Raw genomic sequence first — 18,334 nt, 5'->3', positions numbered from 1 at the left:
AGGTAGGTTTAATTCCTATTGGAATCGATCCGGGTTAAAACCCGATATGTTCGACGCTGTCTTTTCATTGGACAGGATCTTTGCAATGCTTTGTCCAAAGGCTGGCCCTAAACTCAAGCCCATCATGCCCCCTCCTCCGGCTATACTGACATTGCTATATTTTTTGGTTCTTCCTAAATAAGGGAGCCCATCTGGCGAACATGGTCTATAACCAAACCAAATATCCTGAGGATAGTCAATTTGGATATCTGGATAATATTTTGGAATAGATTCCACAATTCCTTTGACCCTGTTTGCATAGATTTTATCATTGGCTGGCCCCAGTTCCATCGTGCCACTAAATCGAATCTGATTGTTCATCGGAGTCACCGCAACGCGAGCCTCCAATAAAAGCGAAGCATGGTTCATGGACGTTCCTTCCTCAGGGTTATACATAAAGGAATAACCCTTCCCTGGCATCAACGGTAATTTCAGGTTTAGTTTCGAGCCAATCTTTCCTAATGCTGCACCTCCAGTAACAACAAACTCATCGCCTTGAAAATTACCCTTGTTGGTTACCGCTGATTTGATCTTATTTCCTGTCGCTTCAAAACCGTTTACCTCTGTATCATAATGGAATTCCACTCCATTATTCAGCAGGAAAGTAGTCAATTCCTGCATTAATTTAGGCGGATACATAATGCCATCGCATTTATACAAAACAGCTCCCAAAGTATCAATCTTCAGGTTGGGTTCTAATTCCTGCACGCCATTCCGATCTAATACTTGAGTATCCAATCCTAGACGATTGGCCTTTTCCGATAATTCTATTTCCTCGTGTTCAACTTCTTTCGACTTGTACAGCATTAAAATACCGTTCTGCCTCAATTCGAAATCAAAACCTTCTTCTGCAGCCAGCTGATCATACAGCTTGCTACTCGCCAAGTTCAGATCTCGGATAGCTTCTGCATTCCTTTCCACATGCTTTTCGTTAGCATGTTTAAGGAACTTTAATCCCCAATCGATCAAACCTAGGTTCAAAGATGGCCTAACATAAAAAGGGCTTTTACTGTTCAGCATCCATTTTACTCCCTGGGCGACTATTCCTGGCGCTGCTAGAGGTGTAAAATGACTGGGAACGATCATGCCCGCATTCCCATAGGAACAATTGTTCTTGCCATTGTCCTTCTCCAAGACAGTGATCTGCCAACCATCTTTTAATAAATAATATGCTGAGGATAGACCTGCAATCCCAGCTCCAATAATAACTACATTTCCTTTATGGTTTTTTGACACCTTATTCTATTGTTATTGTGAATTACATAACTTGAAATCCTTCTTTATACGGGTCAATATCATCTATGATGATTTGACTATATCCCGTAATGATTGCCCATCCTTCTACCGATGGAACGATTGCCGCCTGTCCTGCCAATTGGGTTTCTTCCTCAATGCGGCCAATAAACTGCGAGCCTATATAACTTTCATGCACAAACTCATCACCTGGCTTTAATTTACCTTTTGCATACCATTGCGCCATCCGAGCAGAGGTACCTGTGCCGCAAGGCGAACGGTCAAGGGCATTCTCACCAACCAATACGGCATTTCTTCCCGTAGAATTCTCTTTGGTCGGCTTGCCAGTCCACTGAATATGGCTCAAGCCATAGATGTTTTCATTCTCTGGATGGATAAATTCATATTTTTCGTTCAATAGGGAACGAATCAACTTTCCATAATGGATCAATTGGCTTGCAGAGAAATCACTGATATCCCTGAAGTTCTTCTGCGGATCTACAATGGCATAGAAATTACCCCCATAGGCAACATCCGCAACGATTTCTCCCAAATCAGGGCAGTCTACGGTCAATTCTGATTTATATAAAAAGGATTTCACATTGGTCAACTTTACGGTCTTGACCTTCGGTCCTTCTTGAACATAATCGATCAAAATCAAACCTGCTGGTGTTTCTAGCCTAAGTTTTCCCGGCACTTTAGGAATTACCAATCCTTCTTCGATGGCAATAGTCACCGTTCCGATGGTACCATGTCCACACATTGGCAAACAACCACTGGTTTCAATATAGAGAACCCCGGTGTCGTTATTAGGATCAATTGGCGGATACAGAATGCTGCCACTCATCATATCATGGCCACGAGGTTCAAACATCAAACCTTTTCTGATCCAATCATATTCTTCCATAAAGTGGAGTCTGCGTTCCATCATGGAATTCCCCCTTAAATATGGACCTCCTCCAGCGACCAAACGCACTGGGCATCCGCAGGTATGGGAATCAATACAAAAAAATGTTTTCTTCATCTATTTATTGGTTTGGATTAATGGAATCCTTTGTACTCGTTCCGTCTACCAGTCGACTGATCGCAAGGGGATTACCGTTTTTCAATTCAGCTGGCAGAAACTGATCTGGCCAATTCTGAAATGCCAATGGACGTAAAAACCGCTTGATGGAATCAGGCCCAACGGATGTAAACCTCGGATCGGTACTTGAAGGGAAAGGTCCGCCATGCTGCATAGCATAAACCACCTCAACCCCAGTAGGCATACCATTGAACAAGAGCCTTCCAGCCTTATCTTTTATGATGTTAAATATCGTCTTATTTTCTTCTGCATCTTTCTCCGTTCCTGCAAAAGTGATTGTCAATTGTCCTTTTAGGTTCTGGGCAATCTTCTCTACCTCAGAAATGGAATCTGCTTCAATCAAAAGTCCAAAAGGTCCAAAGACCTCCTCAGCCAAAACTTCATTAGTAAGGAAATTTGCAGCTGAAGTCAAAGCTACCCTCGGTCTCCCTTGGCCAGACTCTGCAATAGATTTAGACTCTGAAAGCACGGCCACATCAGATTGGCTACTCAACAGGTCCTTATTTTTCTCATAATGTGAATAGATCCCTTGATTCAACATATTAGCCGAGTTGATCTCAGCAATCGCCTCTTGTAAGCTAGCCTTAAATCGTTCTAAAGCTTCTCCCTTCACCGCAATGAATAAACCTGGATTGGTACAAAATTGACCAACTCCCAAAGTTAAAGAAGATGCATATTCCTTTGCCAAAGCTTCAGCTTTCTCCTCCAAAATATGCCCAAAAGCAAATACCGGATTGATGCTTCCCATTTCAGCAAAGACAGGAATAGGCTCTTCCCTTTGATTGGCAATATCAAACAGGGCTTTCCCTCCCCAATATGAACCAGTAAAACCTACAGCTTTTATACCCGATTGAGCTACTAAATAAGCACCAATCTTTTCCTTAGTCCCTTCTACCTCACTACCCAGCACATGATTGAATATACCCTCAGGCCAACCAAATTCCTGAACTACTTCGCTGATTGCCTTTGCCATCAGGGTTGAGGTTTGCTCATGACCCGAATGACCTTTTACAATCACCGGACAACCCGCAGCGATGGCGCTCGCCGTATCACCGCCTGCAGTGGAAAAAGCAAAAGGAAAGTTGCTAGCCCCAAATACAACCACCGGCCCAATGCCTAAATTGTATTTGCGAATATCATTCTTTCCTTTCTCTGGATTGGCTAGATCGATCCTTGCCTCACTGTAAAGACCATTGGAAATCGCATTGCCATAACTCCGCCATTGCCAGATTGTCCTTGCCTTCTCGCCCTCCAAACGAGGAAAAGGCAATGAGGTCTCCCGATTGGCCGTCTCAATCAATTCAGTGCCTAAGCCTTCAATCCGATCAGCAACAGCATGCATGAACTTAGCCCGATCGCGAACTGTCGTCGTCTTTAAAAATTGATATGCCTCAGCAGCCTGTTCAACACATTTATCTAAGTATTCTTTTTTTTGGTTCATATTCAATTGGATTTTCAATTAAAGGAACATAAAGTCGGCCTATCCGACTTTATGTTCCAAAGACTTTGCTTCTTCCAGTTTTAATTTAAAACCGGTCGACTTGCAATTCCATCAGCAATTATTTTGTTTACTCTTGTCGCTTCTTCTCCTACCAAAGGCAATCTTGGCGCACGCACATGCGGCGTACAGATTCCTTCGGCGGTAGCAGCTAATTTAATGTATTGGATTAGTTTTGGATGAATATCCAATTCCAACAATGGCATAAACCATCTATAGATCTCAATCGCTTTTTCCACTTCGCCGTTCAATGCATAATTGTACATTGCCATTGTTTCTCTTGGGAAAGCATCAACTAATCCAGCAACCAAACCATCTGCACCTAATAAAACCGTTTCCAAAGAAATGGTATCAACACCGCCCAATACCTTGAAACGATCACCAAACTTATTCTTCATTCGGGTAATATTGGATAGGTCTCGGGTTGATTCTTTCACAGCTTGGATGGTTGGATAGTCCTTAAGCTCATCAAACATACTCAATGAAACATAAGTAGCATAATCTACAGGATTGTTATAGATTAAGATCGGAAGATCGGTAGCAACTGCTACAGCCTTAAAGTATTCCACAACCTCGCGGTCATCGGCTTTATAGCGCATTGGAGGTAATAACATCAGTCCATCAGCGCCTAGTTCCTTAGCTTTTTTAGCAAAGTCAACAGCATTTTTGGTGGTGTTTTCTGCAATGTTCAGAATCAAAGGGATTCTTCCAGCAACAATCTTTTTTGCATAAGACAGCAATTCGAATTTCTCGTCATTATCCAATACAGCAGCATCTCCCAGAGTTCCCGCAATAATGATCCCATGTACACCCGCTGAAATCTGTGCCTCAGTGTTTTTGGCAAACATTTCAAAATCAATTTCTCCATTCTCTTTAAATGGAGTCAAAACCGCAGGATAAATTCCCTTCCAATTTAATTGAGCCATAGTAAGTTTTCTTGTTTTAAATTATAATTGTATAACCAAAACTAGCCACTTAAAAGCTCCTCGCCTAACCGCCTTTTAATATTTGTTTACTGAATTTTAACCTTTTCTGTCTACTGGTATAAAAAGTTCTTATAATTTAACGCATACTCCTTTGGTGAAGTACCGATTACACTCCGGAACACCCGATTGAAATTCGTGATGCTGTTAAAACCACTGCTATAGGCGATAATTGAAACACAATCATACTTATCATTACCCAATAAACGACAAGCTTCTCGTACACGAACTTCATTTAAATAAGATACAAAAGTCTTTCCTGTACATTTTTTGAAATATCTGCAAAATGCCTGTGGCGTTAAATTCGCTTTCTCGGCAACATCGCATAGTGAAATGTTCTCTTTAAAATTCTCTTCTATATACCTGCATAAGGTATTGATCTTAAAACCTCCAAATGCATCAGACTCATAATGAGAAACGCCTGAAAGTGGTGTCAAATCTGAAGAAACCATGTTCAATGATTTCAATAGGTAGAAAAAGTTAACCAATTGGTCCATCCTATCCGATCGCTTCAAAACCTCAATCCTTCTTCGAATCGGTGCTAAATGTTGTTTTGGAACTTGAAATCCTCTGCAGTTATTACTGATGAATTCCATTAATACACTCAGCTCTGGCAAATTCAACAAATTAAGCAAAGCGCCTTCTAGATTGAAAAACACCGATACGGACCTGATGCCCTCCGAGTTTTGATCATTCTTGAAAACATGAGCTTGATTGGAACCAACTAAAAAGATATCGCCCTGTTGGAAATTATGGAGATTGTCATCAACTAGAAGTTGACCGCTACCAGCTACAATCATAATAATCTGATACTCCACATGACGATGCATATAAGGATAAAACTTATCTAATATGTCTTCCTGCACAAATACCGTCCTATCCTTAGGAACTGGTACATTATATTGTATTGGTTTCATAATTTAAAAAGTTTATTAAATGTCAGTTTAACACTAAATGTACTTATAAAGTGGTTATTAAGCAAAAAAATTACTACGAATGGCTAATAAATGGCCATAGATAGCTAAAATCCGGCAAACATTAAAGAATTATTAAAACCATATTTGTAACAAACAAACAGGAAAAAACTTAATAGTCAGTATAGATGTAGACTTTGGATTCATGCTAATAATCCCAGTTATTAAGAGTAAATGGAAAGCAACCCATCCTATCACCTTCAAACTGAGATTTCTCTACCACTAATCTAATAGTTTTTCTTAATACAATTATATTTTTCCTTCCATTCATTTTAACAAATTAGAATAGCAGTCATTTTATTAAAAATTTAAGACTTGAGCAGAAATGAAGAAACTAAAAAATATTTGTTATTTCCTTTTAATTGCCTTGCCAACAAGTTTGTCCTCACCAGCACTTGCCCAGCAAGATGAACATCCCGTTTGGAAAAGAGTGGCTACTGAAACGCCAACCCTCGGAATAGACCAGGGAAATAAAAACTTTCCCTTGAAAGAACTTAACCTCCAAATATTAAATTCCTCCCAAACGGCATCTTCGATTAAGCTTTTAAATGGCGATAGCAATTTTGACTATACAGTCACCGAACTCTTAAACAAAAGGGATCGGAACGGTTTCTTTCATATCGGCGATATCAATCTCAAGATCCGTGAGGTCGGCAACAACGACTGGCAATCATTTTCTTCCGCAAAAGATCGCAAGAATGTAACAGCATTAAAGCCTGAGGGCAATGCTTTGGCTGTGGCAGATTTAAGTCCAACCCTGCAAAATATACCTCTGAAGGTGATCAGGAAGTGGGAAAACAACAATGGCAACTTGCAACTCACCTTCGAGATCATCAATAACTCGAATAATGCCATCGAAATTGGCGGACTGGGCATCCCGCTTCCATTTAACAACAACATGGATTGGAAAAGCCTAGATGAAGCCCATGCTAAAAATGTATTCTTCGATCCTTATATTGGTAAGGATGCTGGTTATATGCAGGTAAACCGACTTCATGGTAATGGCCCAAGCCTATTGGTTTTACCAAGTGAAAATGCAGGATTTGAAGCATACAACCCATTAAATACAGATCCCACCCCTAGAAGCATCACTTTCGAAGGTTTTCACGAGTGGTTGATCCATAGTAAAGCTTATGCCGAAACGGAATGGAAAAACGTAAATCCTTGGAATACGCCTAGTTCATCGACCTTAAAGCCTGGTGAATCCAAAAACTTTTCCTTGAAGTTTGTCCTGGCTCCGAGCATTAAAGAGATTGAAAACACTTTACTGGCGAATAACAGACCTGTAGCCATTGCAGCTCCTGGCTATGTAGTCCCAATGGACAACCCCAGCAAATTATTCCTGAAGCACAATAAGAAAATCAAGAATATAGCAGTATTCCCAAAAGATGCACTTACAGTAAAGACCTTGAAAAAAACCAAAGACAACTGGAATCAGTACGAAATTTCCGGTAACACATGGGGAAGGGCTAGACTGCAAATCACTTACGAAGACGGTATTGAACAAACTATTCAATATAAAGTCATCAAACCTGAACAACAAGTTGTCAATGATTTAGGAAATTTCCTGACCAATGAACAATGGTTTGAAGAACCCAATGACCCTTTCAAAAGATCTCCTTCGGTTATCACCTACGATATCGAAGAAAGAAAACCTGTAACCCAAGAACAAAGAGCTTGGTATGCAGGTCTGAGTGATGAGGCTGGTGCTGCTAGCTGGCTGGCAGCAATGATTAAACAGGTTTTAGTTCCTAATAAAGTGGAAATCGAAAAACTGAAGCGTTTTGTCAATGAAACTATGTATGGACGCATCCAACACAAGGATGGCAAAAATAAATATGGCGTAGTCAAAAGTCTATTCTATTATGAACCAGACTCCCTGCCAAAAGGTACCTACAGCGAAGATATCAACTGGAAAACCTGGTCAGCTTGGCCTAAGAAAGAAGCTGATAATTTGGGCCGTTCCTACAATTACCCGCATGTTGCTGCAGCTCATTGGGTAATGTATCGTCTAGCCCGAAATTACAATAACCTGGTCTCCGAAGAGCCATGGGAAGAATATTTAGATCGCGCTTTCCATACGGCAATTGCCATGGTGGAAAAAGCACCTCATTATGCTCAATTCGGACAGATGGAAGGCAGCATATTCCTATTGATTCTAAACGACTTAAGAAGAGAAGGCTTAATGGATTCTGCAAATAAATTGGAGGCCGAAATGAGGAAGCGTGCAGAGCATTGGAAAACCTTAAATTACCCCTTTGGCAGCGAAATGCCTTGGGACTCTACAGGACAAGAAGAGGTCTACTTATGGTCTAAGTTCTTTGGCTTTGACGAAAAAGCACAGGTAACCCTGAACGCCATATTAGCTTATATGCCGACCGTTCCACATTGGGGCTACAATGGTAGTGCCCGTCGCTATTGGGACTTTGTATACGGCGGAAAACTATCCAGGATTGAAAGACAATTGCACCATTATGGCTCCGCCCTAAACTCCATACCTGTATTAACAGAATATAGAGACCATCCCGAAGATTTCTACTTATTGCGCGTAGGTCATGCGGGAATGATGGGAGCACTGGCCAATGTGACCCAAGAAGGTTTCGGTCCAGCGGCTTTTCACTCTTACCCTTCAACCCTGGAAATCGATGGTATCACCGGAGATTATGGTTCAGGTTTCTATGGCTACGCGGTCAACTCCGGAACCTATATCATCAAACATCCCGAATTTGATTGGCTAGCTTTCTCGGGAAACCTGAGCAAAAAGAAAGTCAACATCGAGGTTGAAGTCAAAACAGCGGCAAGAAACAGGATCTTCCTGGCTCCAGAAAAACTCTGGATCCAACTCGATGCCGGTGAAGTCGAACAACTTGCTTACAATGAGAAAAACAAGGAAATCACCTTGACCCTTGTTCCTAATGCTGAAATTCTATCCAATAATCTGATCCGGTTCAATACGGATAGCGGTTATAGCTTAAAAGGATTTGAAAAGGATGCATTGGGTAGATACCTCATCCCAAATAATGTTACAAAAATTACGCTTAGCAAAGATTAACAAGCTAGTTAGATCGGTAACAACTTATTCCTATAAAAACTGTGGTTCCGAAAGGCGGTTCCACAGTTTTTGTTTAATTTCGTAATAAAATTTAAGAACCATGTTTTCGTCAAGCACCTATCAGAATAGAAGAACCCAATTAAAGCATGAGATTGCCCATGGAGTTATCGTTTTATTGGGGAATATTGAAAATCCAATCAATTTCGAGCATAACACTTACCCTTTCCGCCAAGACAGTAGTTTTTTATACTATTTCGGGATCCAGGCACCCTATATTGCCGGACTCATCGACATCGATGAAAACCGTGAAATTATTTTTGGCGATGAATTGGACATGGACGCATTGGTATGGACCGGACGACAAGAAACATTAAAAGATAAAAGTCTAAAAGCAGGTGTTTCAGAAACCTTGCCTTTTAAAGAATTGGAGAACTATCTGCAAAAAGCAAAATTCAATAACCGTCCGATCCATTTTCTCCCTCCATATCAATCTTACAACAAGATTCTTTTGAGCAGACTATTGGACAGACATTTAGATGAATTGCTACCATCTGAAAAACTGATCAAAGCTGTTGTTAAACAAAGGTCCATCAAAGAACCACAGGAAATTGAACAGATCGAAGAAGCCCTTCGAGTTTCTACTGAAATGCATCTCTTAGCCATGAAAATTGCTAAACCGGGCATGAAGGAATACGAATTGGTCAATGCCATCCAAAAATATGCTGCCGACCAAAATTTCACCTTTGCCTATCCTCCTATCGTGACGGTACATGGCGAAATCTTGCACAACCAATTCCGCGAAAACAGCTTTAAAAACGGTGACTTGGTATTGAATGACTCTGGAGCTGAAACGCCAATGGGCTATGCAGGGGATTTGACCAGAACATTTCCTGTATCCGCAACTTTTACGGATAGACAGAAAGACCTTTACAATGTGGTCTTAAAATCATTCACTGATGCTAGGGACATGATGAAACCTGGCATTAAATTCAAAGATATCCATCTTAAAGCCGCAAAAACGCTGGTAGAAGGCTTGACGGCAGTGGGATTGATGAAAGGCAATGCTGAAGATGCTGTGGCCAACCATGCACATACCATGTTCTTCCAATGTGGACTCGGGCATATGATGGGCTTGGACGTTCATGACATGGAAGATTTAGGTGAACAATATGTTGGATATACTGAAGCTGAACCTAAGGACAAAAACACCTTTGGCCTAAAATCATTGCGATTAGGCAAAGAATTGGAAGCCGGCTTTGTATTGACCGTAGAACCTGGTATATACATTATTCCTGATTTGATCGATATGTGGAAAGCAGAGAAAAGAAACCAAGAATTCATCAATTATGACCTTTTGGAAGATTACCGCAATTTTTCTGGAATCCGGATCGAAGATAATTTCTTGATCGAAGAAAATGGCTTTAGATTATTAGGACCAGAATTGGTGAAATCAGTAGATGAAATCGAAGAAATCAGAAAGCAGAGTTTGAGTTAATGGCTTGTAAAAATTAGAGTTTTTTAACTTAAGTAAAATAATCTTTTGCCAATTTAATTGTAAGTTTGCACAAATAAAACATGGTTGTCGAACTAGTGCGACAAAGTGTTTTGGGTAATAATAATATGAAATCAACCATAAAGTTCAACAACTTAAACAGCTTATTCTCAAAGTCCTTAAAAAACAATATCAACGAATATTTTAATAATACCATCCAAAAAAAGACCGGAAACAGCAAGCTGTACACGAAGGCAATTATTTTGATGGCCTCCTTTGTTTTAATATACAGCATATTAGTCTTTGTACAACCGCACTGGGCTATTAGCATAATATTGTGTCTTATTTTTGGGGTTAACCTTGCAGCCATTGGATTTAATATCATGCATGATGCGGGGCACAATTCTTTTTCGGAAAATAAGCATGTCAATAATATCCTTTCCTATTCCCTAAACTTATTGGGTGGAAACATATTCTTCTGGAAACAAAAACACAATATTGCGCACCATACTTACACGAATATCGATGGCGAGGATCCAGATATCGAGGTAAAATTCATGCGTATCCACCAAGACCAGCAGCTAAAGAAACATCATCGTTTCCAACCCATATATTTTATTTTTCTGTATGGCATTTCCTATTTTGCTTGGATTTTTTACCAAGACTACGAGAAATATTTCAAACAAAAGATGAGTGGTTCTGAAAGGACATTTCAGTTCCCCTTAAAAGAAAAAGTGATCTTTTGGATTAGTAAACTAATCCATGCATTGATTTTTATTGTAATCCCAATCATTTACGTAGGCTGGTTACAAACCCTTGCAGGGCTATTGATTGCAGGTGCAGTATGTGGAATTTGCCTAGCGACCGTATTTCAATTGGCGCATGTGGTTTCAGAAACTGAATTTAAATCTGGCGATCAACCTAAAATTGAAGAAGAATGGATGATCCACCAGATTCAGTCCACTGCAAACTTCTCCACGAAAAATAGGATGCTAACTTGGTTATTGGGCGGTTTGAACTTTCAGGTCGAACATCATCTATTCCCTAAGATCAGCCATATCCATTATCCAGCGTTAAACAAAATTGTCAGACAGGCATGTAAGGAGTATGAAATCAAATACAACGAGTATAACTCCTTTTGGTCCGCGTTCAAATCGCACGTCAAAGTCATCAAACTCATGTCCGTTTAGGCCCATTTAAACAGCCCATTAATAAAAAAGAAAAATATTATCGAAATATTTTAGTAATTTTGAAATAATATTGGAATTTATTCTATAATATCATTGACTTTGTAAACCCTCCTTAATAAACTTTGTCACTGCTTCTTCAGACTTCATTTTAATATTAATAGGCATATTTTATGTAAGAAAGCAGTTTGTTCAGGCGAAGAGCAATTCGTACAACAAATTTTTAGTAGACAAATTTTAAAAACATCAATGAATTTTAACAATATGGAGTTAATCGCTCCAATCATAAAAGCACTAGACAGTCTTGGCTACAAGACCCCTACGGATATACAATCACAAGCAATACCATTTATTTTAAAGGGAAAAGACATCATCGGATGTGCACAGACAGGAACAGGAAAAACTGCAGCTTTTAGCATTCCTATCCTACAAAACTGTGCGGGCCAAAGATCTAATTCCAAAGCTCCAAAAGCCTTGATCTTAGCGCCTACTCGCGAATTAGCGATCCAGATTGAAAAAACCTTTAGCGATTTAAACAAATATCTTGGTCTAAGACCTTTGGTCGTTTTCGGCGGTGTCCCTATCAACAGAAATATTAAAGCACTGCAACAGCCAGTGGATATTTTGATTGCAACGCCCGGTAGGTTATTGGACTTAATCAATCAAAAGTATATATCGCTTAGCAACATTAGTACCCTTGTATTAGACGAGGCAGATACCATGTTGGATATGGGATTTATCCATGACATTAAGAGAATCCTGAAATTTGTTCCAGAGAAAAGACAGACATTGTTCTTTTCAGCAACCATGCCTACTGAAATCAGGAAGTTTGCCAATACGATCCTAAATAACCCAGCAGAAATAAACATCAACCCTGTTGTGAAAGCTTCGGAAAATGTCAACCAATCCGTATTCTTTATCGAAAAGAAACAGAAGACAGATTTATTGGTTGATCTATTGAACCGTGACAAGAATCTACAAACCTTGGTCTTTATCCGTACCAAGCATGCTGCGGATAGATTGGCAAAGCAATTGAATAAAAGAGGCTTCAAGGCAGATGCCATCCATGGGAATAAATCCCAGAATGCAAGACAAAATGCATTGGAATCTTTTAAGACTGGAAAATCCAAGATCTTGATCGCAACGGATATTGCTGCTCGTGGCATTGATATCCATAAATTACCGCAGGTCATCAATTATGATCTCCCCTCTGAGTCTGAAACCTATGTGCATAGGATCGGTAGAACAGGAAGGGCAGGAAATGCGGGACATGCTTATTCTTTCTGTAGTGAAGATGAGAAAAAAGCATTAAACGGAATCCAAAAACTGATTGGCTTCCAACTAGCAACGAATTAAATAATTAAGTAAGTAAATAATAACACAATGCAAGAAGGAAAAGTAAAATTCTTTAACGTAACTAAAGGATTCGGTTTTATCACTCCAAACGAAGGAGGAAAAGATGTATTCGTACATTCAACAGGTTTAGTACACGAAATCAGAGAAAATGACAATGTTACTTTCGATACTGAAAGTGGTCCTAAAGGAATTAACGCAATTAATGTACGTGTAGTTAGATAATCTAACTATACCCGCATTTTTGCACAAAAAAAAAGCAGCCAATGGCTGCTTTTTTTTGTGCAAAACTAATTTCATTTCATTAGTTTCTTCTATATCTTTCTATACGGATTGATTATACCAATTCCACTTCTGAAATCTGGTTTCCTTGTCTAGTCCTAGTATATTTATACCTCACATTTTGGTGCAAAGAAAGAATCTTGCCTGCAAGGGTATCATTGAAATAAACAGTTTCTCTAGTCTCATTATCACGGATAAACCCGTAATGACCTGTTTCATTGTAATAAGACACACGACCCAAAAGGAATTCATCTTCAGGATCTTTCGGTCTCTCTAAATCTTCAGGTTTAAACTTATAGGTTTCAGTTGGAGGTGTATCAACGATGTTTCCAAATTCATCAACATAAGCATACATCTCTTCCAATGACTTCCCTTTGTTGTTCTGAGCTTTGTTCTGTTCTCTACGCTCTTGCTTTTCTTGAAGTTTTTGCTGTTTTCTTTTTGCTAGTTCTTTTTTCTTGAATGTGAGTTGGTTTCTTGACATTAAAAATAATTAAGTTAAAAAATGAAAGGGGTATCTCTTTAAATAACCTGGATTGGCTGAGGATTAAGATAGGGGCCTTTTTGAATGTACACAAAGGTACAAAAAATTAGCGAGAATAGCTAATCTTTGGATAGACCTCAATCTAACCCATTAGACCTCGCCCCTTCTACTTTCAACTTTATAGGTGAAACTCTCAGCCCGATAATAGCCTAAGTTGTATTCAATCGGTTTTCCCGATTGATCATATACAAAACGCTTCCTAGAAAGGATTGGCTCATTAATAGCTATTTCCAACTTCTCCGAAATAAACTTATTAGCCGCCTTTGCATCAATCTCTTCTTGGGAAAGGTCCGCAATAATATTACATTGCTGTTGCAATATATCATATAATGGTAACTTGAAATCTTCTTCACCAGTCAAACCAACCCTCGGATGAAAATAGGATATAAAATAGACAAATGGATCACCTGGCTTGCCCCGCAACCTTTCTAACTTCAATACCTTTTGATCTTCAGGGATTTCGAAAAACTTAGCAACTGCAGGCTCAGGTACAACCCAACGCACATGGAGCTCAAAATTCTTCACTTCCAAGCCCCTATTTTTCATCTCCTGCGAAAAACTCAACCAATTCTTTGACTTTGAACTGAATTTCTGCTGGGTAACCTTCGTACCAACTCCTTTTTTCCTGACCAATAATTCCTCATAGACCAACTTATTGATCACCAAACGCAAGGTAGACCTTGAAATCGATAATTTCTTCGCTAGATCGATCTCATTGGGTAGATACTTCCCATCCTGATATTCAGGCTGTTTTATCAAATCTCGAAGCAAAGCTTCTACCTGCACATGCAATGGAATGGGGCTATTATGGTCTATCTTCAGATTCATACTTTTTTTATTGTAACTTAAAGTAAGATAATTCTTTTTTAAATAGCAAATTATGTATGTTTGTATATACATATCAACACTTCGAAATCCCCTAGGATTTCGGTGTTAAAACCAATGTAAACAATGAAAAGTTATCTATTTTATCTCGCAATTGGCCTGTCTCTAACGGCCTGCAATAACCATACAAGCAACAATAACAATCAAAATTCTTTCAGTCCTGATTCGACCGTTACCGATAGCTCTTATGCCCTTGTCCAAGAAATGGCAAAGAATGTGGTAAAGTCTGGTTTCAATGCTGGCGATGGTTACCAAGAAGTATGGATCCGCGATTATAATACCTTCATTCGATTGGCATACGAAGTACAACCCGCCGACCAGATCAAGAAAAACTTACTTGCATTCTTCGGACTTCAAGGTCAGGACGGAAATATTCCAGATGGATTTGTAACAAAGGAAAGCCTGAAAGGAAAACCCAGTGATTACTATACCATAACCTCGGATTTAGAACCTTTATTGGCGGCCCACAAAAACACCGTGGAGACCGACCAAGAAGCTTCGCTCATTCAAGCGGTATATAAATACATCCAAGTTTCCAATGACCGTGATTTCCTAAAGACCATGGTAGGCAAATCCAGCGTAGAACTACGAATGGAGCAAGCGCTACTGTTTTTAATGGAAAAGCGATTTGATAAGGAGCATGGCTTATTATGGGGAGCCACAACTTCGGATTGGGGGGATGTCCAACCGGAACATGATTGGGGAGTACATTTGGATGAAAACTCACATCTCGCCATTGACATCTATGACAATGCGATGTTCCTGATCGCAATCGACAATTTCATGGAATTAGCGCCAGATAGCAAGTCAAAATGGGAACCCATCAGAAAAGATATCGCAAGCAATACCATGAAACATCTTTGGGATGAAAAGGATCAAAAATTCATTCCGCATATCTATCTCAAAGGATCTCCATTTCCTGCAGATTTCGATGAGAATAAAATCTATTATCACGGCGGAACTGCCATTGCCATTGAAGCAAACTTGCTGAATAAAGAGCAGATCAAAACCTCATTGGATAAAATGATAGCAAATGTCAAAGAATCGGGTGCTGCTACCATAGGGCTTACCGTTTATCCAACCTATCCAGAGGGATTCTTCAAAAATAAAGGAATGTATCCTTATGGCTATCAAAATGGTGGGGACTGGACCTGGTTTGGAGGTAGGATGATCCAACAATTAATTAGAAATGGATTTATTGATGAAGCAAAGGAACAGATGAAACCTATGCTAGACCGGGTAATCAAAAATAAGGGTTTTTATGAATGGTATACCAAGGATAATAAACCCGAAGGATCGGGAACCTTCAGAGGGGAAGCCGGAGTACTATATGATGCTATTCAAATGCTAGAAAAATCAGGGTCTTAAACCCTGATTTTTCTTTTTCCTTTCGATTAGTACTTATCTTTTGGACTATCACCTGTTTTCAATTCCAGCAGACCTCCAGCCGTAATCGCTTTTAAGGGAATAAATGGTTCATGGACAGACTTTCCATTCAATTTAATCTGTTCGATATAAATTCCTCCATTTGAAGGATTTACCTTTTTGATCACAAAGTCTTTCCCACTGTAATATTTTGGATTCAATTGAATCTTGATCTCATCAAAGAGCGGAGTTGAAAGACCCATCTTGGCGTCAGCATCGGTCAGTCCAGCTACATCAAATAATCCCATGGCCGCCATCACATACCAAGCGCCCAATTGCCCTTGATCCTCATCTTGACCATATCCGTATCCATGTATGCCCTCATTGCCGTAGAACTTATTACAGATCTCCTGTACCCATTTCTGCGTCAGCGAAGGCTTGCCCGAGAAGTTAAACAACCAAGAAACATGAAGATTCGGTTGATTCCCTTGATTGTACAATCCTTCCAATCCAGAGAATGCATCGATATTCTTGCCTCCGGAAAAGCCTAATTCCTCCGATTGAATGAAGATACTGTCCAATCTATTATTAAATGCGGTTTTCCCTATCGCTTTAATCAGGCCATTAGGGTCATGCGGCACATAAAAGGTATATTGATAGGCATTCCCTTCTTGAAAACCCCGCCAGGCTTGGCTAGGTTTGAAACCCTCAATAAAATCGCCGTTGGCAAGTTTTGGTCGTATCAACTTCAATTTGGGGTCAAATAGATGCTTCCATCCTTGCGACAAGCTATTTAACTGTGCATAATCTTTTTTCTTGCCTAATGCTTTGGCAAATTGGGCTACCGCATAAGAACTGAAAGAATATTCCAAAGTATGGGATGCTGAAAACATCCAAGATTCATGGATTTCATTATCCGATTTATCAATATGCGGTACATAACCTTGTGCTACAAATTGATCTACATCCAATTTTCCAGCTCCCCTGGGTCTATCTTTGCCATCTATTTCGTTCTTTAAAGCCGCCTCATAGCCCAATTCAACATTAAAATCCCGAATCCCCTGGATATAAGCACTCGCAATAACCAGACTCACGAAATTGGTCCCAACCCCAGAAACATATCTACTGTTGGCGATTCCATCTGCCAACCATCCTGAGTCCTTATAGACCAATAATTGGGAATTCACAAAGTCAGATAAATATTCGGGATAGGCTATGGTCCATAGCTGGGTCAAGTTCCAAAATGCACCCCAAACCGCATCAGTATTATAATGCTGGTATTTTGGTTTTCCAGCTGAATCTTTTTCAATATAACCCACCGAACCATCATTTCTTGGATAGGCTCCTGAAACATCACTAGCCAACCCTCTTCCCAATAATGCATGGTACAATCCAGTATAAAATTTCTTACGATCATTATCTTTACCTCCCTTCACTTGAATCCTCCCCAACATGGCATTCCACTTCGCTTGGTTCTGTTCTTTCGCAGCATCGAAATCCAAATTTCTGGCCTCCGCAAGAAAATTTGCTTTTGCCTCTTCTATTGAGGTATAGGATAGGCCTAGTTTGACCTCTATTCCCTCTTGATCTGCTGTAGCATAGGTAAAATAAGCTCCAGTGGAAATTCCTGAAATCTTATCCAATCCTTCGAACTGCTTTTCGCCTTGGAAAACCCCGTGTTTCGTCGCTTTCTTATTGCTTTCCGCATAGAAATACATTCTGATATCTGAACCTGCCTGGTATTTCTCTACGTAAAATGGCGCCGTAATGGCATAGCCTTCAACAGAGCCATCAGGATTTATTCTCACCTCTGCTCCTTTCACTTTTCCACTCTCCCCCATTACATTGCCGATATCAAAAAGGATATGTGACTCTTGGCTTTTAGGAAAGGTATACCGATGGAAAGCCACCCTTTCTGTCGCTGTCAATTCAGCTGTAATGCCATAATCTTTCAGCAATACCTTATAATATCCCGGTTCTGCCAGTTCATCCTTCCGGTCAAAACTAGAGCGATAGCCTGATTGGGGATCTTCCAATTTTCCAGGAATAGTCTTCAAATCGCCTTTGCTCGCCATTAAAGAAATCCCACCGATCTGGAACTCATGGAAATTGGGAAAGCTCTCGATACTATGGTCTCGAAAATCATAGCCGGTCGCTTCCCACCCACTCTTATTGCCCAAGCTTCCATTGGTCGATGGACCGGGCTTAGCCATTCCAAAAGGCATTGCCCCTGGGGCAAAATGGAACCATCGGGCATGGGCAGTCCCAATAAAGAGATCTACCGATTGAATGGGTTGTTGGGCCAAAGCCATTTGACCAAGGCTTATGAATACTAAGGACAATAAGCTGAACAATCTTTTCAT

The 18,334-nt window shown here is 39.9% G+C and carries 14 protein-coding genes; 6 read left to right on the top strand and 8 right to left on the bottom strand.

The annotated features are described in order from the left end of the window. Window positions 1–15 precede the first annotated feature (15 nt). From ACK2WI_RS10070 to ACK2WI_RS10050, 5 genes are all read right to left on the bottom strand, one after another. Window positions 16–1,275, bottom strand: coding sequence for an NAD(P)/FAD-dependent oxidoreductase (locus ACK2WI_RS10070; protein WP_409150634.1), 1,260 nt, complete (start codon window positions 1,273–1,275; stop codon window positions 16–18). Between the two features lie 22 nt (window positions 1,276–1,297). Beyond that, complete coding sequence (locus tag ACK2WI_RS10065; protein ID WP_312697907.1) at window positions 1,298–2,296, bottom strand: 4-hydroxyproline epimerase; 999 nt, start codon at window positions 2,294–2,296, stop codon at window positions 1,298–1,300. 4 nt (window positions 2,297–2,300) lie between these two features. Further along, window positions 2,301–3,797 carry an aldehyde dehydrogenase (NADP(+)) gene (locus tag ACK2WI_RS10060; RefSeq protein ID WP_409150633.1) on the bottom strand — a complete coding sequence of 499 codons (1,497 nt, stop codon included), beginning with the start codon at window positions 3,795–3,797 and terminating at the stop codon, window positions 2,301–2,303. An 80-nt stretch (window positions 3,798–3,877) separates the two neighbouring features. After that, window positions 3,878–4,780, bottom strand: coding sequence for a dihydrodipicolinate synthase family protein (locus ACK2WI_RS10055; protein ID WP_312697905.1), 903 nt, complete (start codon window positions 4,778–4,780; stop codon window positions 3,878–3,880). A 110-nt stretch (window positions 4,781–4,890) separates the two neighbouring features. After that, window positions 4,891–5,754: an AraC family transcriptional regulator gene (locus ACK2WI_RS10050; RefSeq protein WP_093095234.1), complete on the bottom strand. Its 864-nt coding sequence runs from the start codon at window positions 5,752–5,754 to the stop codon at window positions 4,891–4,893. A 382-nt stretch (window positions 5,755–6,136) separates the two neighbouring features. On the opposite strand from ACK2WI_RS10050, the gene ACK2WI_RS10045 reads away from it, so the two are divergent. The 5 genes from ACK2WI_RS10045 (at window position 6,137) to ACK2WI_RS10025 (ending at window position 13,120) form a co-directional block, all read left to right on the top strand. Next, the gene (locus ACK2WI_RS10045) at window positions 6,137–8,863 is read left to right on the top strand and encodes a DUF5695 domain-containing protein (RefSeq protein ID WP_409150632.1); all 2,727 of its coding nucleotides are present in this window, start codon (window positions 6,137–6,139) and stop codon (window positions 8,861–8,863) included. A 100-nt stretch (window positions 8,864–8,963) separates the two neighbouring features. Then, complete coding sequence (locus ACK2WI_RS10040) at window positions 8,964–10,358, top strand: aminopeptidase P family protein (protein ID WP_409150631.1); 1,395 nt, start codon at window positions 8,964–8,966, stop codon at window positions 10,356–10,358. A 125-nt stretch (window positions 10,359–10,483) separates the two neighbouring features. Continuing rightward, complete coding sequence (locus ACK2WI_RS10035; protein ID WP_409150630.1) at window positions 10,484–11,545, top strand: fatty acid desaturase family protein; 1,062 nt, start codon at window positions 10,484–10,486, stop codon at window positions 11,543–11,545. 246 nt (window positions 11,546–11,791) lie between these two features. Continuing rightward, window positions 11,792–12,898, top strand: a complete 1,107-nt coding sequence (locus ACK2WI_RS10030; protein WP_312697900.1) for a DEAD/DEAH box helicase — start codon at window positions 11,792–11,794, stop codon at window positions 12,896–12,898. Between the two features lie 27 nt (window positions 12,899–12,925). After that, window positions 12,926–13,120, top strand: coding sequence for a cold-shock protein (locus ACK2WI_RS10025; protein ID WP_093095228.1), 195 nt, complete (start codon window positions 12,926–12,928; stop codon window positions 13,118–13,120). Between the two features lie 112 nt (window positions 13,121–13,232). Here the strand turns inward: ACK2WI_RS10025 and ACK2WI_RS10020 are convergent, their stop codons facing one another. Both ACK2WI_RS10020 and ACK2WI_RS10015 read right to left on the bottom strand, forming a co-directional pair. Beyond that, window positions 13,233–13,661 (bottom strand): cold-shock protein, encoded by a 429-nt coding sequence (locus ACK2WI_RS10020; protein ID WP_236736434.1) that lies wholly within the window; start codon window positions 13,659–13,661, stop codon window positions 13,233–13,235. A 150-nt stretch (window positions 13,662–13,811) separates the two neighbouring features. Beyond that, a complete protein-coding gene (locus ACK2WI_RS10015; RefSeq protein WP_409150628.1) occupies window positions 13,812–14,549 on the bottom strand; it encodes a GntR family transcriptional regulator in 738 nt (245 codons plus the stop codon). Between the two features lie 123 nt (window positions 14,550–14,672). Between ACK2WI_RS10015 and ACK2WI_RS10010 the strand changes: the two genes are divergently transcribed. Then, a complete protein-coding gene (locus ACK2WI_RS10010; protein ID WP_409150627.1) occupies window positions 14,673–15,974 on the top strand; it encodes a hypothetical protein in 1,302 nt (433 codons plus the stop codon). A gap of 26 nt (window positions 15,975–16,000) precedes the next feature. On the opposite strand, the gene ACK2WI_RS10005 is transcribed toward ACK2WI_RS10010, so the two are convergent. After that, window positions 16,001–18,334, bottom strand: coding sequence for a GH92 family glycosyl hydrolase (locus tag ACK2WI_RS10005; protein WP_409150626.1), 2,334 nt, complete (start codon window positions 18,332–18,334; stop codon window positions 16,001–16,003).

Source organism: Sphingobacterium sp. BS-2 (assembly GCF_046161205.1).
GTDB lineage: Bacteria > Bacteroidota > Bacteroidia > Sphingobacteriales > Sphingobacteriaceae > Sphingobacterium > Sphingobacterium mizutaii.
Note: the sequence above shows the minus strand (reverse complement) of the source record. Positions and strands in the feature narration are given on the sequence as shown.